Below are 26,091 nucleotides of genomic sequence, written 5' to 3' on the forward strand. Positions count from 1 at the left end.
TTCGTCAGTTACGTAAATTTATTTAGTAGTCAGCGGTTAATTTGAGAGAGATTTTATGAGCAGTCGTATTCAACAGGGAAGCTTGAGCATTGATAGCACCCTCTACCAATTAATTAATGAGCAGGTCATTCCTGGAACAGGCATAGTCGCAGAGGACTTTTGGCAATCTTTCGCAGCCATCCTTAAAGATCTGGCACCAAAGAATCGTGCACTGCTTATCAAGCGTGAAGATCTTCAACATCAAATCGATGTGTGGCACCAAGAGCGTGCTGGTCAAACATTAGATGCTGCAGAGTACAAACAGTTCCTACAGCAGATCGGCTACCTAGTACCTGAAGGCGAAGACTTTCAAGTTACTACCGCAAGCGTAGAGCCTGAAATCGCAACACAAGCTGGGCCGCAGCTTGTGGTACCTATCATGAATGCACGTTTTGCACTTAACGCAGCAAACGCGCGCTGGGGCAGTTTATATGATGCGCTCTACGGCACTGATGTGATCAGCGAAAGCGACGGCGCAGAGAAAGGTGGAAGCTTTAACCCTGTTCGTGGCGCTAAAGTAGTGAGCTATGCTCGCGGCTTCCTTGATGACGCCGCGCCGCTGAATGGTGTTTCTCATAAAGACGTGACCAAATACAGCATCAGCAATGTGAGCATTGGCAACACGCTGACAGCAACGCTAGATAATGGCGAAGAAGTCACTCTCATTGATCGCAACCAGTTTATTGGTTACCAAGGAGACGCAAGCGCGCCTTCTTGTATCCTGCTTAAACACAATAATCTCCATATCGAAATTCAAATCGACCCGAGCGCGCCAATCGGTAGCGTCGATGTTGCAGGTATTAAAGATGTGCTGGTGGAATCGGCACTGACTACGATTATGGATTGCGAAGATTCTGTCGCTGCCGTTGACGGCGAAGACAAAGCATTGGCTTACCGCAACTGGTTAGGCTTAATGAAGGGTGACCTACAAGAGTCGCTAGAGAAAAACGGCAAAACCATCGTTCGTAATCTAAACCCCGATCGTCAATACACCAGTGTGACGGGGGGTGAAATCTCACTTAAAGGTCGCAGCATGTTGTTCATACGCAATGTGGGCCACCTAATGACTAACCCTGCAATTATTGATGCTGAAGGTAATGAAGTGCCTGAAGGTATCATGGATGGCATGGTTACCTCGCTTATCGCAATGCACGATTTAAAGGGGAATAGCCCTTACCAAAACTCGACCGCGAACAGCATCAATATTGTTAAACCTAAGATGCATGGCCCTGAAGAAGTGGCTTTCACCAATGAACTGTTTGGTCGCATTGAGGATGCATTAGGTTTAGATCGCTTCACGATCAAAGTTGGCATCATGGACGAAGAGCGTCGTACCTCTGTGAACTTGAAAGAGTGTATTCGCGCAGCCAAAGACCGTGTCGTATTTATCAACACAGGTTTCCTAGACCGAACGGGTGATGAGATCCACACCAGTATGGAGGCGGGTCCTTTTGCTCCTAAAACACAGCTGAAAACCATGACATGGATTGGCGCATACGAAGATCAAAACGTTGATCTTGGCTTAGCTTGTGGCCTGCAAGGTAAAGCCCAGATTGGTAAAGGTATGTGGCCAGAGCCAGATAACATGGCCAAGATGATGGACGCGAAAATTGGACACCCACAAGCCGGTGCCAATACCGCTTGGGTTCCTTCTCCAACTGCGGCTACTCTGCATGCCTTGCACTATCACAAGGTGAGTGTTCCTAGTCGCCAGAAAGAGCTTCGTGAGCGTGTGAGAGCAAATGTTGACGATATTCTTACTATCCCGCTGCTAGGCAACCAAAAGCTTACTGCTCAAGATATCCAAAATGAACTGGACAACAATACTCAAGGTATTCTTGGTTACGTAGTTCGTTGGATAGACCAAGGCGTAGGTTGTTCGAAAGTGCCTGATATTAACGATGTAGGGTTAATGGAAGACCGTGCGACGCTGCGTATTTCAAGCCAACACATCGCTAACTGGTTACGTCATGGTATTTGTGAGGAAGCCCAAGTAATGAAAACCATGAAGCGTATGGCAGCAGTGGTTGATGAGCAAAATGCAGGAGATCCAAGCTACCAAAACATGGCGCCTGATTTTGAAAACAGCATTGCGTTTTCAGCAGCGTGTCAGTTGGTATTTGAAGGCTGTGCTCAGCCGAGTGGTTATACCGAGCCAGTGTTACACGCGATGCGTCTAAAGCTGAAAGCTCAGAGTGCTTGAGTCGGAAAGTGCTGAGCCGCAGATAAGCGGAAGCACAAAAAGCCCAAATCACTGAAATAGAAAAGTGATCTAATAATAAAAACAGAGAAAGAAAAATACTAAAAAAGAAACCCCCTTTAACCGAGCCCAAGGTGCCGCGCTTTATAGCGCGGCTTTTTTTTAGCTGTTAGTTAGATGCTGGATCTGAGATTGGAAGTGAAAAGCAGCTATATTATTTCCCACCGAAGCTTAATTTTCGCCAAAACCTTAGTTGCCACCGAAACATAGATACTTAATATCCATGTACTCATCGATGCCTTCTTTAGCGCCTTCACGGCCAATGCCTGACTGTTTAACCCCACCGAAAGGTGCAACCTCAGTTGAGATCATGCCGTCGTTAATACCAACCATACCGTACTCAAGTGCTTCTGCTACCTTCCACACTTGGTGGATATTCTGGCTGTAGAAGTAAGACGCCAAACCATAAATAGTGTCGTTAGCCATTTCGATTAGCTCTTCATCGCTGTCGAATTTCATAACCGGGGCGACAGGGCCAAAGATCTCTTGTTGAACGATGTCCATATCGTGCTTCACGTCCTTGAGAATGACAGGCTGAATGAACAAACCCGCAAGCTCTTGCGTTGGGGTGACAGGTTGGGCACCTTGTTCAATGGCGCGATCAATCAAACCTTGGATGTTCTGTTTTGCTCTTTCACTGATCACAGGGCCAATGTTGACGTCCGCGTCCAAGCCGTTGCCAATTTTGAGTTGCTGCACCGCTTGGTCGAATTTAGCCACAAACTCATCGTGTACTTTGCTATGAATATAGAATCGGTTAGCACAAACACAGGTTTGGCCTGCATTACGGAATTTCGAAGCCATTGCGCCTTGAACTGCAGCATCGATGTCCGCATCGTCAAACACGATAAACGGAGCATTGCCGCCAAGCTCCATCGAGGTACGTTTGATGCCTTTTGCCGCTTGAGCCATCAAGATACTGCCAACACGGGTAGAGCCTGTAAAAGAGATCTTCTTGATTAATGGGTGTGATGTGAATAGCTCGCCAATTTGTTCTGGGCTGTCACCCAATACCACTTGAAGCAGATCTTTAGGAACACCCGCTTGGTAAGCCAGCTCAACAACAGCAAAAGCAGAAAGTGGCGTTTCGTCAGAGGGCTTCACAATAAAACTACACCCAGCCGCTAGAGCAGGTGCAGCCTTACGAGTGATCATCGCAATCGGGAAATTCCACGGTGTGATGGCACATGCTACGCCAATCGGCTGCTTGATTGTCACTAAACGCTTATCCCCAGCGGTACTTGGAATCGAGTCACCATAAGTGCGCTTGGCTTCTTCGGCGAACCATTCAATAAAGCTTGCACCATAAACTACTTCGCCTGCAGCTTCTGCCAATGGCTTGCCTTGTTCAATCGTCATTAAGTGAGCAAGGTCGTCCTTGTTTTCAATGAGCAGTTGATGCCAAGCTTTTAGTATCGCAGCGCGAGATTTAGCCGGAATTTTCGCCCACTCTTTTTGCGCAATATGAGCTCGCTCGATAGCACTGTCCAATTCTGCCTCAGATGAGATAGGCGCATGTCCAATAAGCTCACCCGTTGCTGGATTGGTCACGGCAACCGCGTTATTCGCTTCTGTCACCATAAAAGAGAGTAAGCGCTGGTTATTAATTTCTAGCATGTGATTCCTTCTCGATGATTACTTAACACGTGTTGGTGCTGTTATTGAGTTGATGTCTATGGCAGTGCTGATGATTCGCTTGAGCCTGCCAAGGTTATTCTTGCGTCCAGTTGTCTGCTTCTATCTTCGCCAGTGCTTTCGCAGCTTTTTGTAGAGCAGGTAGGAACTTGATCGCCTCGTCCGGCTTTACTCGAATCACAGGTGCTTGAATTGCTAAGCCGAGATTGGATTGGCCCGTAGGCGATGGAATGAGTACCGCAATACACACCAAACCCGGCAGAAACTCTTCGTCATCAATCGCAAAGCCTTGGATCTTCGCTTCTTCGATGTCTTGCTCTAACACAGAGTAGTCGGTGATGGTTTTGACTGTGTACTGAGTCAGTGGCACGTTTTCAATCAGTCTTCTGCGCTGTGATTTCGACATGTGAGCCAAAAACAGTTTACCTGTCGCAGAGCAGTGAACAGGAACACGAGAGCCGGGTTGCAGGTGGAAGCGAAGTGGCGCTTCGGTCTCTGCACGGTCAAGGTAGATGATCTCACCGCTCGATAGTGCGGTTAGGTTGCAGCTTTCGCCGACTTCCGCTCGAAGGTTTTCGAGAATCGTGCGTCTAGCACTGTGCATGGTGCTGTTGAACAGAAGGTTTTCAGCGAGCTTCCTGAGTCGAATGCCAGAGCTGTAATGCTTTTCATCACCGTCTCTTTGAATGATGCCTGCGGATTCTAATTGTTGCAGCATACGGTGCAGAGTAGGTTTCGGTAATCCGGTTTCTTCGACGAGCCCTTGAAGGGAAATAAACTCGTCTTTTTGCGCTATCACCTCTAATAGTGCAAAAAGTCGGAGAGTGGGCGTATCTCCTTGAACTTGTGGTGTTTCTGTTTGCATAAAGTGATTCATCCTTGCGATATGTCTATGTGTAAGAGTGTACATACCAAATCAATATTCTTCAATTATCTGAATAAAATTTGACCTTTTTTATTATTTCAATTATATAAATATAAATTATGGAACAATTAATCTCAATAAATGGAATTTTAAAATGAAAGCAATTGAACGGATTATTGATAAGGCGCACCTAGATCGTAAGCGTGTGGTGTTGAGTGAAGCTGAAGACCCTCGTGTACTCAAAGCGGCACGATTAGCGATAGATAAACAGCTCGCTTATATCACGCTGGTGGGCGATGAAAAGGCGATTATCGAAGCCGCGCAGCTGCATCATATTAACCTTGCAGGCATTCATATTGTTTCACCACAAACATCTGCACTTAAAGCCGTGTTGGCTGAACGGCTCTATGAGTTAAGAAAAACGAAAGGCATGACTTATGAAGATGCATTGGAGAAGGTCAAAGATCCACTGATTTGTTCCAACTTGATGGTGAGAGCAGGGCTGGTCGATGGCACAGTAAACGGTGCGGTTTATACCACTTCAGATGTGGTGCGAGCTGCGCTGCAGATCATCGGCCCGGCACCAGACAGTGAATTGGTATCGAGCTTCTTTCTGATGATGTTGTGCGAGCCTTTCCATAATCTTAAAGGCGGCATGATTTTCAGTGATTGTGGCTTGGTGATTAACCCCAATGAAACTGAACTGGCCTCCATTGCGGTAGCGGCATCAAACAGTGCTCAAACGTTGCTTATGGAAGAGCCGAAAGTGGCAATGTTGTCATTTTCTACCAACGGTAGTGCTAAACACGAATCGGTCGATAAGGTTCGCAATGCCGCTCAGTTAGTGAAACAGCGTTGTCCCGGAATAGCCGTCGATCAGGACGTTCAACTCGATGCTGCGATTGTCACTGAAATTGCGGCGAAAAAGTTGCCCGATTCAGAGGTTAAGGGCGAATCAAACGTGTTGATATTCCCCAACTTAGAATCAGGCAATATCGGTTACAAGCTTGCTGAAAGGTTAGGTGGCGCGGTCGCAATTGGTCCGTTGTTGCAAGGGCTGAATCAACCTGCCAATGACTTATCCAGAGGGTGCAGCGCCGAAGATATCTTCAATGTAATCGCGGTGACTGCCGTGCAAGCACAACAATGTAAAACGGCAAATCCAACGGCGGATGTTGAATCTGATGCTAAAGAAGTTCCAGAAGATCAAAACGCTTCAGAAGATCAAAAAGCTGAAGAAAGAGAAGAATCAGAATTTGAGTTTAGATACTAAGGCTCACACTTAAAGCTCGCACTCATACTAAGTAAAAACACCTAATTAGGATTGCTAATGGAGTTACCTGTTTTACTCGCCATTCTTGCCACCATTGCGGTAGGTACCTATTTCCAAACAGTCACGGGGTTTGGACTCGGCATTATCGTGATTGGTCTTACGGTCAGCCTTAATCTGGTTTCGTTGCCCGTGATTGCCGCCGTGGTCAGTATCGTGACCTTGTTTAATTGTTTGGTCGCGTTGATGGGCAAGCCACTGCTTGGGGAACTCAAAATTCTGGTGGTGTTAGTGATTGGTATTATCCCCGGTGTGTCGTTGGGAGTGTTTTTACTGGATGAGTTGACTGAGTCGGCAACGCATATCCTGCGAGGGTTATTGGGGGCAATGGTGTTATTCGCAGGTCTGAGCTTTATGTTCAAACCAAAAACCAGAAAAGACCGCTCGGCAACCGTGTCTTTCTTGTTGTCTGGCTTTAGTTCTGGGCTCGCAGGAGGGCTGTTTGGGATGGCGGGCCCACCGATTGTTTATCATCTCTATCGACAGCCTTTTACGCTCGATCTGGTGCGGAGCACACTGTTGATGGTGTTCGCTTGTACGTCGATGTCTCGTACCGTCAATGTCTACGCAGCAGGTGACATGGATGCGAGCATACTGTGGTTGTCTGCTATTGCTGTTCCCTTGGTGGCGCTTGTGACTATGTTTGCTCGGCGCTTTCCGCCGCCGTTGTCGAATGACCAACTCAGGAAGTTGGTATTTATGGTGTTGATGTTGATTGGTGGGTATTTGATGGCTGTTTCTGCATGGTCGTTGCTTGGCTCTTCCTAAACCATTCTCGACAAAGGAGGCTAGTGATTCGCTAGCCTAAGCCTTTCTGTTTAAACACGCTTTAGCATCTCAAAGATACTCCTAGACAACCCAAATAAGCAGCTCTCCTGCACATCTAAAGTGATGTTACTTCGGTAGTACGGGCTTAAATCGACGCCCATCCCCACTCCATGAATTTCGATACTGTTTTTGATCGACTCGCGCTCAATCACTTGTTTGAGGTGGTTATCCAAATAGAACTGATCATTGGCTGTGCTGGTGGCGGTATCCATCGGGCAGCCGTCTGAGAACACAATCAAAACCTTTCGCTGTGCGCTATGTTGCTGCAAGCGCTGGCTAGCGAACTGAACCGCTTCACCATCAATCCCTTCTTTAAAGATGTCTGCTTTGCGAAGGCTCGCAATGCCAAGACGAGAGCGCCTCCAATGGGTATCAAAATCCTTAAACACTATGTGTCGAACCTCGTTTAAACGGCCTGGGTGTTCCGGTTGACCTTGCTTGAGCCACTGTCGATAAACCTTGCCACCATTCCAGTTGTTGGTGGTGAAGCCGATAATCTCGAAAGGGATGTTGGCTAGCCCGACGGATTTGAGAATCGTATCCATCAGTAGACTGAGCTTGTGACTGTGTTTTTGCATTGAGCCTGAGCAGTCCATTAGAAATGTGATGGCACATTGATGAGATGCGCCAATGTCAGGTTGATAGAAGACAGCACGATCCAACGGTGATGTGATGAGTTTGGTGATAGTGGTGGCGTTGACGATGCCTTCTTCCAAATGATCCTGACGTCGATTCCTTTGGGGCGTCGCAACAAAGCTGGTGAGCATAGCGGCTAAACGGCGGGTGTTCACTTGTCTCGCCATAATGTCATCGGTGAGCTTTTGCCTAAGCTCGAGTAACAGGGCGCGCCTGACGAGTTTATCTGCGGCAACCACTTGGTCAAATTCTGAATTAAAGACCTGATAATTGGCGCCCGACAGTTCAAACACCTTACTACTACCCGTGATATCGGTATCGACGTCTTCATCTTGAATGTCGCCATCAACGATAAGGGCAAGCTGCGCGAGGATCTTGATGTCTTCTTCAACCGTTGGCGTGGTTGAGCTATTACTCTCTTGCTCTTGGTTGATGAGCTCTTGCGCTAAAAAGGCCAGTTCATTGGCGCAGTGAGCAAATTGCTGTTGGTTTGCTCGATGTTCCTTCAAGCGCTTCAGACTGCTTCCGAAAATAGGCACGATGCCCGCACGAGTTGATTCAATGGTTTCAGCAATCGGTTCAGAAACGGGAACACCGGTTAACCGAGTATGGATGACCTGCATCAGCGTGAACAGCAACATGCCGATTCGTGATTCGGTAAAGCCATTCTGATGATATTGATCGCTCCAATACGTAAAGTTGAACTGAATGCTCTTAATCACGCCTTTTAGATAAAGCGGAACTTGCGATTCGATTCGTACTTGTTCGCAGAAATCATATAACAGACGTTCGACTTCGTTTTTTGGTCGTAATGAATAGTGAAGATCAGTATCTGACAACAATAGTCTCAGTGCCGATGAATCGATCTTGCCTTGCATTGAGAGCTTGCTGTTTGTTAAATCATGGCGAGAAACAAAGGTGAGATCGTTGGTGTGTGCAGACTGATAATAGCAGGGTCTATTACCGTTATAGAGACGCTCTCCCCGATAATTCAGGTTCAATTCACCACTGATCGCTCTAGCGACAGACACACCAAGGTCGAGGATCTTTTTCTGCTGAGAAGAAACATTGGCCATGGTTTACGACTCCGACTGCGCATAACTCTGAGTAGGCGTTTCTAGGGCCTCACCAAAGCAGCGGAAGTAATATTCGCTTACCAACTCTTTCTCTTCATCTTCACAACGGTTTAGGAATGAAAGCCTAAATGCCGTGGCTACGTTATCGAATATTCGGATATTTTCGGCCCATGTGATCACGGTTCTCGGAGACATTACCGTCGACAGATCGCCTGCTCTAAAACCATTTCGAGTTAAACTAGCGGTTGCGATCATTTTCTCTACTAACTGCTGACCACTTTCACTGTTCAGCTCTGGGCGCTTTGATAACACGATCTTGGTTTCATGTTGCGGATCTAAATAGTTAAGCGTGGCGATGATGTTCCATCGGTCAAGTTGGCTATGGTTAAGTACCTGAGTACCGGAATACAACCCCGAGAAATTGCCCAACCCCAACGTGTTACAGGTAGCAAATAGGCGGAAAGAGGGGTGAGGCGTGATCACTCGGTTTTGCTCTAAAGAGGTGTATTTGCCGTCTTGCTCTAAGAGTTGTTGGATCACAAACATCACATCTGGTCGTCCTGCATCGTATTCATCTAAGACCAGAGCTATGGGTTGCTGGATACTTTGCGGAAGAATGCCTTCTTTAAACTCTGTCACCTGCATGCCATCTTTAATGACGATGCTGTCTTTTCCTATGAAATCCAATCGGCTTAAGTGCCCGTCTAGGTTGATCCTCAAACATGGCCAGTTCAATCTCGCGGCGATTTGTTCAATGTGAGAAGACTTGCCCGTTCCGTGTGTACCTTGTATCAGCGTGCGTCGATTGGAGGTGAACCCCGCCAATATCGCTAGCGTTACTTCGGGGTCAAAACAGTAGTTAGGATCGACCTTGGGTACATATTCGCCCACATGTTCAAATGCCATCACGGTTAGGTTGCTGTCGATCCCAAAACACTCTCTCACACTTACAGGCTGTGTTGGTATCAATTGCGCCTCTTTCATCATATTTCCCTCTATATAGCTCATCACTTGTCGCTGCTATCGCGATATGTCATCGATTATTAACAGCTCCTCTTACGTTAATGGCACTTTTTGTACGAAAAACTACCAATAATGTGATCCAGTTTTATTAATTAGAATGAATTGTTCCAATTTAGCATAAAAAGTTGACGCGCAAAAAATCTACTACTAAGGTGAAATTGAATTCGAAAAAGAGACAATTCATTCCGAAAAATGAAATTTTGGTTAACTCAAGGAGAATGGAAGAATGAGTGAGCAAGAAAAACGTACGGTTGTTTCCGGCACAGTAACAATGACACCATCAGAAGCGTTCGTTGAAACTATGGTTGCTAATGATGTTACCGACATGTTCGGCATCATGGGGTCAGCATTTATGGACGCAATGGATATCTTTGCTCCTGCTGGCATTCGATTGGTCCCAGTGGTTCACGAGCAAGGTGCTGCTCACATGGCAGATGGTTACTCTCGTGTATCTGGTCGCCATGGTGTGGTTATCGGGCAGAATGGCCCAGGTATTAGTAACTGTGTAACAGCGATTGCAGCCGCGTTTTGGGCACACAGCCCGGTCGTGATTGTGACGCCAGAAACAGGTACCAAAACAATGGGCTTAGGTGGTTTCCAAGAGTGTAACCAGCTTCCAATGTTCCAAGAGTTTACTAAGTATCAAGGACATGTAACGCACCCAGACCGTATGGCGGAATACACAGGCCGATGCTTTGACCGCGCAATGAGCGAAATGGGCCCGACTCAGCTGAACATTCCACGTGACTACTTCTACGGTGAAACTCAAACCGAGATCCCTAAACCAGCGCGTTTAGACCGTGGTCCAGGTGGTGAGAAGTCTCTGAATGAAGCGGCAGATTTGATTGCTGAAGCGAAATTCCCAGTCATCATTTCTGGTGGCGGTGTGGTAATGGCTGATGCAGTCCAAGAGTGTGCGGCACTGGCAGAACGACTAGGCGCACCTGTAGTAAACAGCTACCTGCACAATGACTCTTTCCCTGCTAGTCACCCATTATGGTGTGGTCCTTTAGGCTACCAAGGTTCGAAAGCAGCAATGAAGTTGATGGCTCAAGCGGATGTGGTTATCGCTTTGGGTACACGTCTTGGTCCATTCGGTACCTTGCCTCAACATGGCATGGATTACTGGCCGAAAGACGCAAAAATCATTCAGATCGATGCTGACAACAAGATGCTTGGCCTCGTTAAGAAGATCTCTGTTGGTATCTGTGGCGACGCAAAAGCAGCGGCTGTGGCATTAGCTGAAAGACTAGAAGGTCGTGCACTGTTGTGTGATGACAACAAAGGCGCTCGCCAAGACACAGTGGCAACAGAAAAAGCGTTGTGGGAAAAAGAGCTTGATGAGTGGACGCACGAACGTGATTCGTTCAGCTTGGATATGATTGAAGAAAACTCGCACGAGACTCCGTTCTCTGGTGGCGAATATCTACACCCTCGCCAAGTATTGCGTGAACTAGAAAAAGCGATGCCAGAAGACGTAATGGTCTCGACGGATATCGGGAACATCAACTCAGTGGCAAACAGTTACTTACGCTTTGAAAAACCACGCAGCTTCTTTGCAGCAATGAGTTTCGGTAACTGTGGCTACGCGTTCCCGACCATCATTGGTGCGAAAGCGGCAGCACCTCATCGTCCTGCTATCTCTTATGCAGGTGACGGTGCGTGGGGCATGAGCTTGATGGAGACCATGACATGTGTTCGTCATAACATTCCAGTGACAGCCGTGGTATTCCACAACCGTCAATGGGGTGCAGAGAAGAAGAACCAAGTCGACTTCTACAACCGACGCTTTGTTGCTGGTGAATTGGATAACCAGAGCTTTGCGGAAATCGCACGAGCAATGGGCGCTGAAGGTATCACGGTTGATAAGCTAGAAGATGTAGGTCCAACTCTACAGAAAGCCATCGACATGCAAATGAACGAAGGCAAAACAACCATCATTGAAATCATGTGTACTCAGGAATTGGGCGACCCGTTCCGCCGAGATGCACTATCAACGCCGGTTCGTTTCCTAGATAAGTACAAAGACTACGTATAAGTCATAAGAAGTTTGCCCGACCAAAGCAGTCTCGTGAATGCTAGATAAAGAGTTATCGAGAATGTGGTCGGGCAAACAAATTAAGCTCTAACACTAGCCATTAGTTTTAAATTAGATGATCAAACAGAATGACTCAACGACCGAGTTGTTTTTAAAGATTCTTAATAGTGCTGCTATCTAAGTATTGGGTCATATATTTCTATTGTTCCGATCTAAATATTAGAGGCCTAATGAAATAATCAAGATGAATAGGTACTCGGCTTCAGTAATAGAGACTTATCAATAATTATTATGAGTTACTTTTAAATAGTAATTACTGATAAGTCGATAGAGTTATTAGACTTTAGTCTGTGTGTTTTATTACATGTCAGTTTTTAACGAATAAATTTTAATTTAGTTATTTATATTGTCGAGTGGTTGGAACCAAATATGAACAATAAATGTTATATCAGCACGCTCGAAGAACTGTATAAAATAATCGATTCATTAATGACTGAATGCAGTGACCAACGTGGTTTGATGTATAACGTGTGTGATTATGAAAATAATAACCTAATGCCAAGTTTAGGTCGTTCCAATCGTAAGAACATACGTCGTGTCGAACAAGAGTTGCTTTCAACTGTGAGAGTTTACGGTGGTCACTCGCTGAGCTCACACGACATAAATGACTGGTTATTGATGTGTTTAGCCAAGAAGCAGGGTTTTCCCACCCGTTTGCTGGAATGGACCGATAACCTGTTAAATGCGCTTTGGTCGGTGTGTCATAGCCAAAGTAAAGACTGCATAAATATAATTAAAGCTATTGATTATCAGCGAGTTAGTGTTTTTAGCTCGACGTGTAACATCAACAAAACTCAGATATTTAATGTGGCGGATTGCGATCAGCAAGAGCCACGCAAGGACAAGTGGTATTCCATTCACCCATTTAAGGAAGGTGGCAATGATGCCATTCAGCCTTTGTACGATGAGAAAGAATATTCAAACGGTCTAGTGTCCGTTCATATTCTTCCATCAGTGAAAGTAAACCTGATAAAGGAGTTAATATCCATGAATGTTTTAAATGAACCGACAGAGTACGTCGAAGAGAAACTAACGGATTTAAAAAACGAAGCACATGCAGATAATAACCAAGTGATAAATAAAGGTGACGGCAATATCGAATTGCAAGTTAATACTCATGATCGTCAACTTGAACAGTATGGTCGAAAGTATCATCAAGACTTTGATTTCGACTAAAGGCTAACACGTTCTAATTTAATTATACCTCTTATATCGTGAGTGAAAATTCGAGTAAATAAAATTAGAACACTAATTAATTTATAAAAAGATGAAATCTGTGAGCTTAGAGATTGTTTATAACCTAACTCGAAGTTAGAGTGATGAATCTTGTTATCAAGTTGTTAAATTTTCACAGATCTAGTTTAAACACTCTAATAAAAAAGTGGCGCAAAGCTACTGAAATTTAAACCAATAACGAAAACATAAAGGATTCTGGAATATGAATATGCAAACCAATGCAGCGACATTCGTGCTGGAAAACCAAGTCGACACCGCCTTTTTACAGTCTTTTAGTGATGCGTGGAATAACCATGATATTGAAGCGCTGATGTCTTTCATGACAGAAGACTGTGTATTCCACACAGTGGCAGGAGAAGGCTTGCTTGGAAACACTATCGAAGGGTACGAAGCGGTTCGAAATAGCTTTGAATTGGTTTGGCAGAACTTTCCAGATGCGGCCTGGAGCGATCCTGTCCACTTTGTGTGTGGTGACCGTGCTGTGAGTGAATCTACGTTTTCTGCGACGAATCCGGATGGCAGTGTCATCGAAGCTCGCATGGTCGACGTGTTTACCCTGAAAGATGGAAAAATCAGCGTAAAAAATGCCTTCCGTAAAACACGACCTCTTTTAACTCCTAACAACACTCCCAAGAGCTAGACACGAAACCACAACCCGTTCACGTGTTATGACTAGGAGAGTCGAATTATGAGTTTAGTAATGGAACAACCGGCAGCCGATGTGCCGCCAAAGGTGAAAAGCACCCAAGCAAAAGAAAGTACCCAAGCAAAAGATAAATACGATCCAAAATACGATCCACTTAAAGACAAGAGCCCAGGTCACGGTAAGGAATATGCCCCGACTTATTGGGTAGATACCGCAGGCGCACCACCTGAAGATGATGGCCCAATCACGTCAGACATGGATGTCGATGTGGCAATAATCGGTTCAGGCTACACAGGCCTAAGTACCGCGATACACCTTGCTGAAATGTACGGCATTAAAGCGACTGTGATTGAAGCTAACCGTATGAGTTGGGGCTGCAGTACCCGAAATGGTGGTCAGGCGCAGTGTGCTTCTGGGCGTTTAAAGCGTTCCCAGTGGGTTGAACGCTGGGGCCTAGAAACGGCGCTAAAAATGCACCGCGAGTGTGTGGATGGCATGGAAACGTTCAAGTCACTAATCAAAGACATCGATTGTGACCCACAACCGGGTGGTCACCTATATGTGGCTCACCGTCCAAAAGTGATGGCAACGCTTGAGAAAGAAGCCAAGTTGCTGCGTGACACGTTCGATTACGATGCGCAGATCTTAGATGCGGAAACTGTAAAGCGTGATTACGTTGGTGACCAAGAAGCGGCAGGCGCGATGCATGAACCAGAAGGGATTGGTATTCATGCAGGGAAACTGGCGTTTGGTTACCTAAGAAAGGCGCGAGCACTCGGCGTTAAAGTTCACCCATCTAGCCCAGTTATGGGTTGGGAAACTCGTGGCGGTGTGCATTACCTGAAAACGCCAGGTGGTGTTGTGAAGGCGCGTTCTGTTGGTGTTTGTACTGGTGGGTATACCAGCCAAGGTTTGCATTCCGAGCTTAAGAACCGCTTGTTACCAGTGCTTTCTAACTCGATGGTGACACGTCCGTTAACTCAAGACGAAATCGCCGAGTGTAACTTCAAAACCAATCAAGTGATTACTGATACTCGAATTCTGCGCCACTACTACCGTTTGTTACCGGATAACCGAGTACAAATTGGTACACGCAGTGCCATCAGTGGCAAGAACGCCCCCGAAAAGAAATATGAAGACATGTTGAGAGCCGATCTTACTCGAAAGTTCCCGTCTCTCGATCAGATCAAAATCGACTATTCATGGTGGGGCTGGGTGGATGTCAGTCACGATATGATGCCGAGAATTTATCAGCCGAATCCAAAACAATCCATCTTCTACGCGCTGGGTTATGGCGGCAATGGCGTGATGTATTCCGCTCAAGCAGGTAAACGCCTTGCTCAATGGATAGCAGGTGAAGGTCACAAGCTCGACCTACCAATATTTGAATCAAAACTTCCGTTCCCCAACGTGAGGGAAGTGGTGGAATCAGAGATGTTTGCACCGTTTCGAAGAATGGGGCAGCGGTTCCTTTATCAGTGGTATTCGTTAAAGGATGAAAGGCTGTAACTACCCGAACATTGTTTCCAAAATAGGGAAATAGAACTACGACCAGGAAAGTTGTACCAGGTCACCTTGTGAGCAAAGTACAGGCAGGAAGTCTGTATGATAGGAAAGGTTAAGACTATGAAATTGATTAAAAACAAAATTATTGCTGGTGTCACTATTGTAGCAACAGCGGTGTTATCTCATACCGCGGCGGCAGCGAATTTTAAAATGGCTATCGGCGATGCTGCTGGTGGTACGCAGTGGGAACTAGCGACCTCATTCTCTGAACTGATGGAGCAAAAAACAGACGGTAAAGTGAAAATCGATCTGTTCCCCAACGGCCAATTAGGCAACGAGCAAGACACCGTAAACGATGCGGCAATCGGTCTTCTAGACTTCTCTGTACTGGCGATCAACAACGTGACGCCTTTCTCCCCAACCGTTGGTCTATTGACCATGCCTTACGTGATTCAAAGCGCAGAAGAAGCAGTGCTACTGACTCAAGGTCAGGTAGGCCAAGACTTAGTCGATAACACGATTCGTGACGCTGGTGTTCGTATTGTCGGTTGGGCTTATTCTGGATTTAGGGTTTTGACTAACTCGAAAAAGCCAGTTGCTTCACCAGAAGATCTAAAAGGGCTAGTGATTCGTGTTCCTCGTAACGAAATCATGATCGCGTCTTACCAAGCATGGGGTGTAAACCCAACACCAATGGCGTGGTCTGAGACTTTCACTGGCCTGCAACAAGGCGTGGTAGATGGACAAGATAACCCTTACATCACAGTGCACGCGATGAAGTTCAACGAAGTACAAAAGTACGTGACCAACATTCGCTACATTTTCTCTCTAGAACCTCTAATCGTGAGTGAAACGGTCTTCCAACAACAGACACCTGAAATGCAAAAGATCATCCTTGAAGCCGGTCAGGAAGCGACAGAGCACAGCTTTGCTTATCTAGAAAACACAGAAAACAAGATTCGCGAAGAGCTACAAGCGAAAGGCATGGTATTCACAGACCCAGAAGACAACGAGCAAGAGTGGATAAGCAAGGTGACTAAGTCAGTTTGGCCTAAGTTCTACTCAAGCATTGGAGGCAAAGACAAGTTAGACGACGTTCTTGAGTTACTTGGTAGAAAGTAACGATTAGATTCGCCCTATCTGCTGTTCTGCGCTACTTAATCACCTAGCGATAGAACAGTGAGATAGGGCATTTACATGGCTGTACTCGTTGATCTGTTCTGTACCTGATCTTTTTAGGACCGTGAGCGACTGGTTGTCATGTGGAAATCAACATTGGAGGTTATATGTCAGTCGCTAAAACAATAAAAAAGCATTTAAACAACATTGAGGAATATACATGTTGTCTGCTGCTCGCAAGCTTTGTCCTATTGCTGTTCACACAAATCCTTACTCGTCAGTTCTTTGATTACTCTATCCCTTGGGGGGATGAGGTCGCTACTTACATGTTCGTTTGGTTTGCCTATCTAGGAGCTGTTGTGGCTGCCAAGATGTCGGCGCATAACCGAGTGAGCTTCCACTTCAAATTCTTTCCGCCAATCGTGCAGACCGTGAGTGAAACCATCGCTGACTTCTTATGGCTCTGTTTCAACGGCTACTTCGTTTACCTCAGCTACGACTTCGTGTTCAACAAAATGAATCTGTTTTGGAAGTCTCAAACCACAGGTATCCCGATGAAGTACTTCTACATGATTTTACCTATCGCGTTTTCACTGATGATGATTCGAATTATCTGGAACAACTATGAGCGTTTATTCAAAGGCGCAACCAACGAAGATCCAGAAGTCAAAGAGCTGCGCAAAATGACGGCACAAAAGTCCGCGCAATAGTCATCACAGAGAATAGTCGTAATAGAGAGATGTAATAATGGAATCCTATTTAACTCTAATTTTATTTGGTGGCTTTTTAACGCTGTTAATCCTAGGCGCACCAATCACAGTATCACTGGCTGGCGCTTCGATGGCGGCCTATATGTTGCTCGATAAAAACCCCATCGCTTTAGTACAAATCGCGTTTACCTCGGTGGGTAACTTCCCATTAATGGCGCTGCCAGCCTTTGTTCTTGCGGGTGCCTTAATGGAGGCTGCAGGTATCTCCAAACGTCTGGTTGATATCGCCGAAAGCCTAGCTGGGCCCGTAACAGGCGGACTTGGCGCGGCAACGGTAATGGCATGTCTTTTCTTTGGTGCTATTTCGGGTTCAGGCCCTGCAACCACCGCCGCGGTAGGCATGCTAATGGTGCCTGCGATGGTGAAGCGTGACTACGATAAGAGCTACGCATCGGCAGTTACGGCAGCATCCGGTGGGTTGGGAATTATCATCCCGCCATCTATTCCTTTGGTTATCTTTGGTATCTCTGCAATGGGCTTAATGGCGCCACCGGAAGCCATCGCTCAACACGGCCAGTTTGCTTCTTTATCGATTCCAAAGCTGTTTGTTGCTGGGGTTGTACCGGGCTTTATCATGGCGTCGACGCTGGTGGTAACCAACTACTTCATTGCTAAGCGCGAAGGCTATAAAGGGTTAACTGAAACGTGGTCATTTGGCGATGTGAGGCATTACTTACGTCGCGGGTTATGGTCGATATTGGCGCCGTTCTTGATTCTTGGTGGTATCTACAGCGGCATGTTCACACCAACAGAATCTGCGGTTGTAGCGATATTCTATTCGTTGTTTGTGGGTGTGTTCATTCACCGCGAATTGTCGTTCAAAAGTGTGATGAAATCTCTATCAACCACGACGTGGATCACCGGACGCGTATTGTTAATCCTCTTTGCTGCCACCGTGTTTGGACGCTTGTTGATTGAGCAAAAAATCCCAGTAGTGGTGGCTGAATCACTGCTCAGCTTCACCGACAATATGTACATGGTTTGGGCGCTGACGATTACCTTGCTGTTGTTCATAGGCATGTTTATGGAAACTTTAGCTGCGATCATGATCATTGTGCCAGTGCTGCTACCAATTATGTACATGCTGGGTGCTGATCCTACTCACGTGGGCATTGTGGTGGTGTGTACCCTATCGATAGGTTTTGCAACGCCACCACTTGGTGAAAACATCTTTGTCGCCTCAGGGATAGGGGGCTCCACGGTCGAGCAAATCACCGCGAAGATCCATCCCTTTGTTCTTGCTTCTGTTGTGGGTGTATTCGTTATCGCTTTCTTCCCACAAATCACGCTTTGGCTACCGTCCTTAGTCGGCTATTAGGAGAGATAACCATGAATTTATCCAGAATAATCCTCATTGGATGTGCCGTGTTTGCTGTAGTGAGTGGCATTGGTTTACGTGCCGAACATTCTGAAACAGAGAAAGAAGCCAAGCCTGTAAACGTGCTCGATATTTCTGAACCACATGTTGTCAGTAAGGCTGAAAGAAGAGCTAAAACTTTGCTGGCGAAGGCAGTAGTCCACGTTCAAAAAGAGGGGGACGATAGCGTTAAAGATTTCATGAGTGACCCTGAATATATCGATGGGGAGCTATATGTGTTTGCTTTGGGCATTGATGGTCAATTCCTTGCCAGTGGCGGGTCGTCTATGGTGTTGGTTGGTGACAGTGTTTTAGATACGCAAGATGTTTACGGTAATCCTTTTTTCCGTGAAATGATCACCAAAGCGGTACACAACGGTTTTGGTGAAGTGAAGTATCACTGGACGAACCCGACCGATCGCATGGGTGAGCCGAAAACGACTTTCTTTGAGCGTGTGGGCGATGTAATTGTCGCTGTCGGTTATTACCCAGAGCGTTCCAGTGCGGCCGAGGCTAAGAACCTACTGGCGAGAGCGATGACTGCAATTGTCGAGTCAGAGCAACAAAGCCTTGCCGAGTTTAATGACGCTGAAGGCAGCTTTGTTGAAGGGGATTTATATGTGTTTGTGATGGATATGAACTCTGGAAAGCTGCTTGCACACGGTGTTTCTCCTGAACTTATCGGTCGATCACACAGCGAGATCCTAAGTCCAGACGATAAACCGATTCTTACTGAGATGTTGAATCTCGCGAAGGAAAACGGCCGAGGTGTTTACACCTATCGATGGTTGAATCCGCTGTCGAGTAAAGTCGAAACCAAGCACACTTACTACCGTGTTATCGACAATAAGTTGGTTGGGGTCGGTTATTACACAAATTCAAACAAGACGTAAAAGTGTTTCTACGCAGCTCTCAACCCAGTTAGATAAAGGGCTGGGGGCTAAAATTACCTGTTTGTGTAAAAAAGCAATTTAGTAAAATTCACACTGTAAAATTTTTGTTGTGAAATTGTTTAAAAAATACAAGTAGTATGAAAAACATGGAAGACACACAGTAAAGAACAAATTTGAACAAGGTCAATTAGGATTTTTGACCTACCTGAAATTCAGAGCCGTACGAGGGATAGATTATGAATATGCTGACACTAGACAAAACAGAACTTCACAGAAACCATTCAACTTTTATTGCTGAAGCTGTCTTTGCCGTCGAAATGGTGAAAGCAGACAAGCAACTCGAAAAGCAGAAGATGGCGAAACAGTTGCTAGATACTCTATTTCCTCTTGAGTCGGGATCTCACGAAGATGTTGTAAGCTACGAGATTGACTACCGACACGTTCAGGTTTACTTCAAAAATGGTGAACATACAGGTCTGAAACGCGCTAAACACTTTGTGGCTTACACTGGTGATAAATCTAAGCCTTCAGCAATCCTATTCCGTGATGAAAGTGGTACACACGTTGAAGTGACAATCGGTGCTCGTAAAGGTACAGGCCGTCTGGAGTTGGTTGATATTCAAGATATCCAATTAGAGACGTGCACCACGTTTGGTCAAACTGAGGCTAGCCGCTCTTCTGGTATTCGTCACTGGGTTAGCTTAGTAAAAGGCGATGAAAGCGGCCGTCCAAACGCATCAAGTGAAGACAAAGAGTTCACGGCGAAGAATGGCGAAGACTATAACTTAGGTTTTTGCTTTGCGATCTAATGTGCTGTCTTTGCAAATGTGCAGTGCTGCTCTGCTAGACGTAGCACTGATATCTGAACACTGATTTCTCTTTTACCTTTGGTAACTTTCCCCGCCCCTATAGCGGGGCTTTTTTATTAGAGCTATAAATAAATTAGGCTGTTGTTAAATTTATCTTTAGAAAGTTTGAATAGGATTTTACGGTGTGTCATTTTAATTTAATTTGCTGTATTTAAAGGTTTTTATTTGTTTATTTTGTTCTGTTTTTATTGTCTTAACTATCACGATTGACGGTGGTTTGGATGACTATTGAGCAAAAACTCAGTCAAAATGCTTCGTGCTGTGCTATAATCCGCGGCCTGGGATTGAGCTAGTAAGTCCATTTATCACCACTCAAGGTGGTTTTTATCACGTTTATTTCAGTGGTATGGCGAGCCAATCAAGTAGTAGTTGGATATGGAGAGCGTCCTTATATTCGTTGATTCGGATATGCGAACATCATAATTTATGAGTTTTAAATCAAAAAAATACAGTATCGATTCTACTGACTATCAAGTTGGTCAAGATAACGTCAGTAAATGGGGCATGGATGTCCATAACACCGTCTTCGTAGCCTCAGTAGGCTTGTCTCTTCTCTTCATCATCACTCTTCTTGTTCTTCCACCTGCAGATGCTAAAGCTGCAATTGATTCTATTAAGGGTGCTGTTTTATCTAAGTTTGACTTCCTGTTTATGTGGGGAGCGAACATCATGCTCGCTTTTGCTGTTGTTCTCGCATTTTCACCGTTGGGTAAGATTCGCCTAGGTGGCGAAGACGCGACGGCAGACTATTCAATGTCATCTTGGATTGCGATGCTATTCGCAGCAGGCATGGGTATTGGACTTATTTTCTGGGGTGTTGCTGAGCCAACTGCGTTCTTTACCAACTGGTTTGGCACTCCGTTGAACGCAGAACCTTTTACAGAAGCAGGTCGTGAGTTAGCGCTGGGTGCAACAGTATTCCACTGGGGTTTTCATGCATGGGCTATCTATGGCATGACGGCACTTTGCTTGGCGTACTTTGTTTACAACAAAGGCTTACCATTATCAATGCGTTCTGTGTTCTACCCAATTTTGGGTGAACGAGTATGGGGCAAAACCGGTGATGTAATTGATGTACTTACGGTACTGGTTACTCTGTTTGGCCTAGCGACTTCATTGGGTTTAGGTGGCACACAAGCAGCAAGTGGTATCAGCCATGTGTTCGGCTGGGAAAACAACATCTTCCTTCAGCAATCTATTATTGTTCTGATTATGGGCTTAGCGATCATATCTGTTCTTCGTGGTATGGACGGTGGCGTTAAGTTCCTAAGTAACCTGAACATGGTGATTGCGTTTGTATTCCTTGGTTTAATTGCTGTTCTTAACTTCACAACAGTGCTTGATTCTGTGGCGACGGCTGCAACTGGCTATGTGAAAAACATTGTAGCATTGAGCCAAAGCTCAGGCCGTGAAGACACAACATGGCTGCATGGTTGGACTGTGTTTTACTGGGCTTGGTGGGTTGCGTATGCACCATTCTTCGGTATGTTTGTAGCGCGTATTTCTAAAGGCCGTACGGTTCGTGAATTCCTGCTTTGCGTACTGATTATCCCAACATTGGTCACTTCAGCTTGGATGTCTATTTTCGGTGGCGTGGCTATTGAGCAAGTGATTAATCATGTAGGGCAACTTGGCCTCGACCAAGGCATCACTGATGTATCTCTAAGCTTGTTCCACATGCTAGATGCGTACTCGTTTGGTAGCATTCTTTCTGTTATCGCTGTAGCACTGATCATTGTGTTCTTCGTTACTACACTAGACTCGGGTTCTATCGTTATTGATGGTATGACAGCAGGTGGTAAGCTTGAAGTTCCAGTGAAACAGAAAGTGGTTTGGGCGGTTATCTCAGGTGTTATCGCAATGGTGATGTTGTGGATTGGTGGTACTCAATCTATCCAAGCACTTCAATCGATCACGATCATTGCTGCATTGCCATTTACGATCATTCTTCTGATTGGTTGTGTGAGTTTGTTGAAAGGCCTACTGACAGAAGTCGGTAAAGGGCAAGAAACGGTTACTCCTGCAACTAAGTAAATCGCGAACTAAGTAAGTTTTTAGATAGGGACTTACTCTAGTCAGCAGATTCAAAGCTCCCTTGCACCGCGTGCAAGGGAGCTTTTTTATGCCGTAGAAGAAATCAGAGATAAGATAAAAAAGAGCCACGAATGAATCATCACTTGTGGCTCTTTCTCAGTTCTCAGCTCTAGGCACTAGGTTCCAGTTACTAGCTGGTATTCGCCTATGCGTTCAGTTCGTGCTGAATAACGTAATCCAAAGCACCGACTACCGCAGCAACTTGAGCATCGTTACACTCTTCGTCTGTTACTTTGTCGCTGTCTGGGTAAACCTCTGTGGTTGTACCGTACTTACAGTCAGTCACGCCGCCACATAAGCCAAGCTTCTTCATTGGGTAGTTGATCACGCCGTGTTGAGTGACGTCTGAACCAATGATCTTGCCTTCGTCATCCGCAGGCGCAATGTGAGTGACTTGCTCTACTGATTTAATTACCGCTGCTTGGAATTCTGGCTGTGGGTTTTCAGTATCACCCACCGTGTAGAAACCGTCTGGGATCATACCTTCGATGTACTCAATGCCGTCACGTGCTGCGAGTGCCGGTCGGAATTCAGTTTCATCAGAGTCTGTCGTCTCATGCAGGTCAACGTGAACCAATACTCCTGGTAGGGACGCAACTAAAGCACGTAGGTTTGCTGATTCTTCTGCTGGCGTACCGTCGTAGAAAGAGCGATTTGGATCAACAGCATTTGGGTTCCAGCGGTTGATCACTTCGTAACCCCAAGGGCTCACACAAGGTGCTACAACAATGTTGAAGTGCGCCGTGTATTTTTCTGCTTGAGTTGCAGCGAATTTGATCGCGCCATGCACACCACTGGTTTCGTAACCGTGAACACCACCGGTTACCAGAATCGTCGGCTTTGACTCGTCCCAGTTTTTGCTCTTGATTGCGAAGAGTGGGTAGCGGTTTTCGTCGTAGCTCAGCGCGCCATATTGTTCGATGTCAAAACGATCTGCTAGTGCTTTAATCTTTGGTACAACTTCTTGTTGGTATTCACGCTTAACCGTTCTTTGAGCTAACCATGCTTCACGTTCTGCTTGTTGCCACTTTTGTCCTGGATTACCAATCGGGTAGGTAGATTCACTTTTCATCTATACTTTTTCTTTTATGTTCGTGAAAGATTAAGACAGATTATTCCTGTCTAACAGAGACAGCAATAGAAAACACAACTTGTGACTTTATTTTTTACAGACTCATAACTTTGATGAGTGAATTGATGGTGTTACATTTTATTGATGGTTTAATTCTTTATAAAGAGACAACAAAATGGCTGGAGCAAGTTTACTAACACTGCTAGATGACATTGCAACTGTGTTGGATGATGTCGCACTGATGTCTAAGGTGGCAGCTAAAAAAACCGCAGGCGTATTGGGTGACGATTTAGCCCTGAACGCTCAGCAAGTATCAGGTGTTTCTGCTGAAAGAGAAATCCCAGTGGTGTGGGCGGTTGCAAAAGGCTCATTTAAGAACAAGCTGATTTTAGTGCCAGCAGCATTATTGATCAGTGCCTTTATTCCTTGGCTGATCATGCCTTTGCTTTTGATTGGTGGTCTGTTTCTTTGTTTTGAAGGCGCGGAGAAAATTTTAGAGAAGCTCTTGCCTCATGCCCATCAACATGACGAAAAGGGAGAGGATACCAGTACTGGAGAATCCATCGAGGAATATGAGAAGAGAAAGGTCGCAGGCGCGATTCGAACCGATTTCATATTGTCTGCGGAAATCATAGTGATAGCTCTGGGTACCGTGACGGGGACAAGTATCCTTACCCAGATTCTCGTCGTGAGTTTGATTGCGGTTGTGATGACGATTGGTGTTTATGGCTTAGTGGCGGGTATCGTTAAGTTGGATGATTTAGGGTTCTATCTGCAGCGAACATCGAATGGGAGCGCTATTAAAACTCAATTGGGGGTTGGGCTTGTAGCCTTTGCACCAAAGCTAATGAAGATGCTTGCTGTGGTCGGCACAGCTGCTATGTTCTTGGTTGGTGGTGGTATTGTGGTGCATAACGTTCCTGCGATTCATCACCTAATTGAGCCGATTATTATGGATTTTCGTGGACATACGATAGCGACAGCGGTTGTTCCCACTTTGTTGAATGGCGTGATTGGTGTAGTGGCAGGGTTACTTGTTGTTGCGGTTTGGAGTGTGATAGAGAACGTTCGTGGTAAGTAGGACTTAAACAACGTCTTCGGCAATGAGTTTGTTAAATACTAAACAAAAAGGGTCACCCATAATCGGGTGACCCTTTTTAGTTGAGGTGAAGTATTTACGACGTATCTACAACGTATTTACTTTGCCTTCCGAGCGTTTATTTTACAGACCAAGCAATAGTCTCGCCGCCACGGATTGGCACAACGATGTCAGAACCGAAAGGCATCGTTTCAGCAACGTTCCATTCTTCTTTAACAAGAGTGATGGTGTCCGTGTTGCGTGGAATACCGTAGAAGTCTGGGCCATTGTGGCTTGCAAACGCTTCCAAGTTCTCAATCTTGCCTTCTAAGTCGAATACTTCTGCGTACAGTTCAACCGCAGCGTGTGCTGTGTAAGAACCCGCACAACCACATGCTGACTCTTTTGCACCTTTTGCGTGTGGTGCCGAGTCTGTACCCAAGAAGAACTTCTTGCTGCCGCTTGTTGCTGCTTCGATAAGCGCTAATTGGTGAGTGTTACGCTTTAGGATAGGAAGACAGTAGAAGTGTGGCTTAATGCCGCCAACCAACATGTGGTTGCGGTTGTAAAGCAAGTGGTGAGCGGTGATGGTTGCAGCAACGTTGTCGTTCGCGTTCTTCACGAAGTTTGCAGCATCAGCAGTTGTGATGTGCTCTAGAACAATCTTCAGGTTAGGGAAGTCATTCACAATCGGCGCTAGCACTGTATCTAGGAACTGCTTCTCACGGTCGAAGATATCAACATCGTGAGTGGTTACTTCACCATGAACCAGTAGCAGCATACCCACTTCTTGCATTGCTTCTAACACGTGGTAAATCTTTTGCGCTGACGTTACACCTGAATCTGAGTTAGTTGTTGCGCCTGCTGGGTAAAGTTTTGCAGCCACTACTGCACCAGACTCTTTCGCTTTACGAATTTCATCAGGTGTTGTGTTGTCTGTCAGGTAAAGTGCCATTAGAGGCTGGAATTGCTCGCTTGGTTGCTCCGCCATGATGCGCTCACGGTAAGCTAAAGCCATTTCGGTATCGGTTACCGGTGGGATGGTGTTTGGCATGATTAACGCTCGACCATTGTAGCGGCTGATATCGCGCACAGTATCTTTTAATACTTCGCCATCGCGTAGATGAACGTGCCAGTCGTCAGGACGAGTAATCGTAAGTTGTGTCATTGAAGGCTCCCACCAATTGAAGTGTTATGTAGTTGGAGCCTAAACTCGGCGAAATCTGTGAAAGCAATCGCTTACGTTTAGGCGACAGGATGATAGTGGAAAAGCACTTTCATTTCATCCTATTTTTAACTCTTCAGGGTTAAGAGCTTATTTTTATGGGATTTTAATTTGGTATTTTTCTTGGATTCGAGTTAGCGAGTCGCGACCCAGAGCCCGTGAATCATTCCTGGTACCCAGAAGAAGAAGGTCAGGACGATGTTAATCAGCAAATCTTTGCCTGCACCACGAGCGAAGAACACACCAACTGGCGGAAGTAGTACACATAAAATGATAATGACGAGTTTGTTCATGATAAATCCTTTTTATTCAATGAAAGTTCAATGCACCAACGGTATTCAGATTATAGAAGGTCTGGAGAGTGTTAATGCATTACTGTCTTGATATATACAAGACAGTGATTTAAACATCTCAAGATATTAGCTTAGTATCAAGT

21 protein-coding genes are annotated in these 26,091 nt (G+C 45.6%); 14 read left to right on the forward strand and 7 right to left on the reverse strand.

The genetic code is table 11. The annotated features are described in order from the left end of the window. Nucleotides 1-55: 55 nt before the first annotated feature. The gene (locus OCV56_RS23465) at nt 56-2,242 is read left to right on the forward strand and encodes a malate synthase G (protein ID WP_086712804.1); all 2,187 of its coding nucleotides are present in this window, start codon (nt 56-58) and stop codon (nt 2,240-2,242) included. Between the two features lie 246 nt (nt 2,243-2,488). On the opposite strand, the gene OCV56_RS23470 is transcribed toward OCV56_RS23465, so the two are convergent. Together OCV56_RS23470 and OCV56_RS23475 are read right to left on the reverse strand one after the other, a co-directional pair. Beyond that, on the reverse strand, nt 2,489-3,916 hold the full coding sequence (locus OCV56_RS23470) for an NAD-dependent succinate-semialdehyde dehydrogenase (protein WP_086712805.1): 1,428 nt from the start codon (nt 3,914-3,916) through the stop codon (nt 2,489-2,491). A gap of 94 nt (nt 3,917-4,010) precedes the next feature. After that, a complete protein-coding gene (locus tag OCV56_RS23475) occupies nt 4,011-4,799 on the reverse strand; it encodes an IclR family transcriptional regulator (RefSeq protein ID WP_086712806.1) in 789 nt (262 codons plus the stop codon). Between the two features lie 154 nt (nt 4,800-4,953). Here OCV56_RS23475 and pta point away from each other — a divergent pair, with 154 nt between their 5' ends. Both pta and OCV56_RS23485 read left to right on the forward strand, forming a co-directional pair. Next, nucleotides 4,954-6,072, forward strand: coding sequence for a phosphate acetyltransferase (gene pta / locus OCV56_RS23480; RefSeq protein WP_086712807.1), 1,119 nt, complete (start codon nt 4,954-4,956; stop codon nt 6,070-6,072). Nucleotides 6,073-6,129: 57 nt separating this feature from the next. Then, complete coding sequence (locus tag OCV56_RS23485) at nt 6,130-6,897, forward strand: sulfite exporter TauE/SafE family protein (protein ID WP_086712808.1); 768 nt, start codon at nt 6,130-6,132, stop codon at nt 6,895-6,897. A gap of 50 nt (nt 6,898-6,947) precedes the next feature. Here OCV56_RS23485 and OCV56_RS23490 read toward each other — a convergent pair whose 3' ends face one another. Together OCV56_RS23490 and OCV56_RS23495 are read right to left on the reverse strand one after the other, a co-directional pair. Then, a complete protein-coding gene (locus OCV56_RS23490; RefSeq protein ID WP_086712809.1) occupies nt 6,948-8,669 on the reverse strand; it encodes a cobaltochelatase CobT-related protein in 1,722 nt (573 codons plus the stop codon). A 3-nt stretch (nt 8,670-8,672) separates the two neighbouring features. Continuing rightward, nucleotides 8,673-9,656, reverse strand: a complete 984-nt coding sequence (locus tag OCV56_RS23495; RefSeq protein ID WP_167373159.1) for an AAA family ATPase — start codon at nt 9,654-9,656, stop codon at nt 8,673-8,675. Nucleotides 9,657-9,918: 262 nt separating this feature from the next. Here OCV56_RS23495 and xsc point away from each other — a divergent pair, with 262 nt between their 5' ends. The 10 genes from xsc to OCV56_RS23545 all read left to right on the forward strand — a co-directional run bounded on the left by xsc (nt 9,919) and on the right by OCV56_RS23545 (nt 22,220). Further along, the gene (gene xsc / locus OCV56_RS23500; protein ID WP_050643312.1) at nt 9,919-11,730 is read left to right on the forward strand and encodes a sulfoacetaldehyde acetyltransferase; all 1,812 of its coding nucleotides are present in this window, start codon (nt 9,919-9,921) and stop codon (nt 11,728-11,730) included. A 429-nt stretch (nt 11,731-12,159) separates the two neighbouring features. Next, the gene (locus tag OCV56_RS23505; protein WP_086712810.1) at nt 12,160-12,966 is read left to right on the forward strand and encodes an FRG domain-containing protein; all 807 of its coding nucleotides are present in this window, start codon (nt 12,160-12,162) and stop codon (nt 12,964-12,966) included. Nucleotides 12,967-13,228: 262 nt separating this feature from the next. Then, nucleotides 13,229-13,666 carry a nuclear transport factor 2 family protein gene (locus tag OCV56_RS23510; RefSeq protein WP_017633372.1) on the forward strand — a complete coding sequence of 146 codons (438 nt, stop codon included), beginning with the start codon at nt 13,229-13,231 and terminating at the stop codon, nt 13,664-13,666. A 48-nt stretch (nt 13,667-13,714) separates the two neighbouring features. Next, nucleotides 13,715-15,181, forward strand: a complete 1,467-nt coding sequence (locus OCV56_RS23515; RefSeq protein ID WP_086712811.1) for an NAD(P)/FAD-dependent oxidoreductase — start codon at nt 13,715-13,717, stop codon at nt 15,179-15,181. Between the two features lie 117 nt (nt 15,182-15,298). Next, nucleotides 15,299-16,300 carry a TRAP transporter substrate-binding protein gene (locus OCV56_RS23520; RefSeq protein WP_086712812.1) on the forward strand — a complete coding sequence of 334 codons (1,002 nt, stop codon included), beginning with the start codon at nt 15,299-15,301 and terminating at the stop codon, nt 16,298-16,300. A 164-nt stretch (nt 16,301-16,464) separates the two neighbouring features. Beyond that, nucleotides 16,465-17,007 (forward strand): TRAP transporter small permease, encoded by a 543-nt coding sequence (locus tag OCV56_RS23525; protein WP_017064289.1) that lies wholly within the window; start codon nt 16,465-16,467, stop codon nt 17,005-17,007. A 37-nt stretch (nt 17,008-17,044) separates the two neighbouring features. Then, the gene (locus OCV56_RS23530; protein ID WP_017064290.1) at nt 17,045-18,385 is read left to right on the forward strand and encodes a TRAP transporter large permease; all 1,341 of its coding nucleotides are present in this window, start codon (nt 17,045-17,047) and stop codon (nt 18,383-18,385) included. Nucleotides 18,386-18,396: 11 nt separating this feature from the next. After that, nucleotides 18,397-19,317, forward strand: coding sequence for a cache domain-containing protein (locus tag OCV56_RS23535; RefSeq protein WP_086712813.1), 921 nt, complete (start codon nt 18,397-18,399; stop codon nt 19,315-19,317). 236 nt (nt 19,318-19,553) lie between these two features. Beyond that, on the forward strand, nt 19,554-20,126 hold the full coding sequence (locus OCV56_RS23540) for an aldolase/citrate lyase/malate synthase family protein (protein ID WP_017059967.1): 573 nt from the start codon (nt 19,554-19,556) through the stop codon (nt 20,124-20,126). A gap of 486 nt (nt 20,127-20,612) precedes the next feature. Beyond that, nucleotides 20,613-22,220, forward strand: a complete 1,608-nt coding sequence (locus OCV56_RS23545) for a BCCT family transporter (RefSeq protein WP_086712814.1) — start codon at nt 20,613-20,615, stop codon at nt 22,218-22,220. A gap of 205 nt (nt 22,221-22,425) precedes the next feature. Here the strand turns inward: OCV56_RS23545 and OCV56_RS23550 are convergent, their stop codons facing one another. Continuing rightward, entirely contained in the window at nt 22,426-23,352 is a 927-nt protein-coding gene (locus OCV56_RS23550) for a M14 family metallopeptidase (RefSeq protein ID WP_086712815.1), read from the reverse strand. Between the two features lie 175 nt (nt 23,353-23,527). Here OCV56_RS23550 and OCV56_RS23555 point away from each other — a divergent pair, with 175 nt between their 5' ends. Then, complete coding sequence (locus OCV56_RS23555; protein ID WP_086712816.1) at nt 23,528-24,433, forward strand: DUF808 domain-containing protein; 906 nt, start codon at nt 23,528-23,530, stop codon at nt 24,431-24,433. Nucleotides 24,434-24,569: 136 nt separating this feature from the next. Here the strand turns inward: OCV56_RS23555 and pyrC are convergent, their stop codons facing one another. Continuing rightward, a complete protein-coding gene (gene pyrC / locus OCV56_RS23560) occupies nt 24,570-25,598 on the reverse strand; it encodes a dihydroorotase (RefSeq protein ID WP_086712817.1) in 1,029 nt (342 codons plus the stop codon). A gap of 191 nt (nt 25,599-25,789) precedes the next feature. Beyond that, nucleotides 25,790-25,948, reverse strand: a complete 159-nt coding sequence (locus tag OCV56_RS23565) for a YqaE/Pmp3 family membrane protein (protein WP_008215717.1) — start codon at nt 25,946-25,948, stop codon at nt 25,790-25,792. Between the last annotated feature and the right edge of the window lie 143 nt (nt 25,949-26,091).

The sequence above is a fragment of the Vibrio gigantis genome (assembly GCF_024347515.1).
Taxonomy (GTDB): domain Bacteria; phylum Pseudomonadota; class Gammaproteobacteria; order Enterobacterales; family Vibrionaceae; genus Vibrio; species Vibrio gigantis.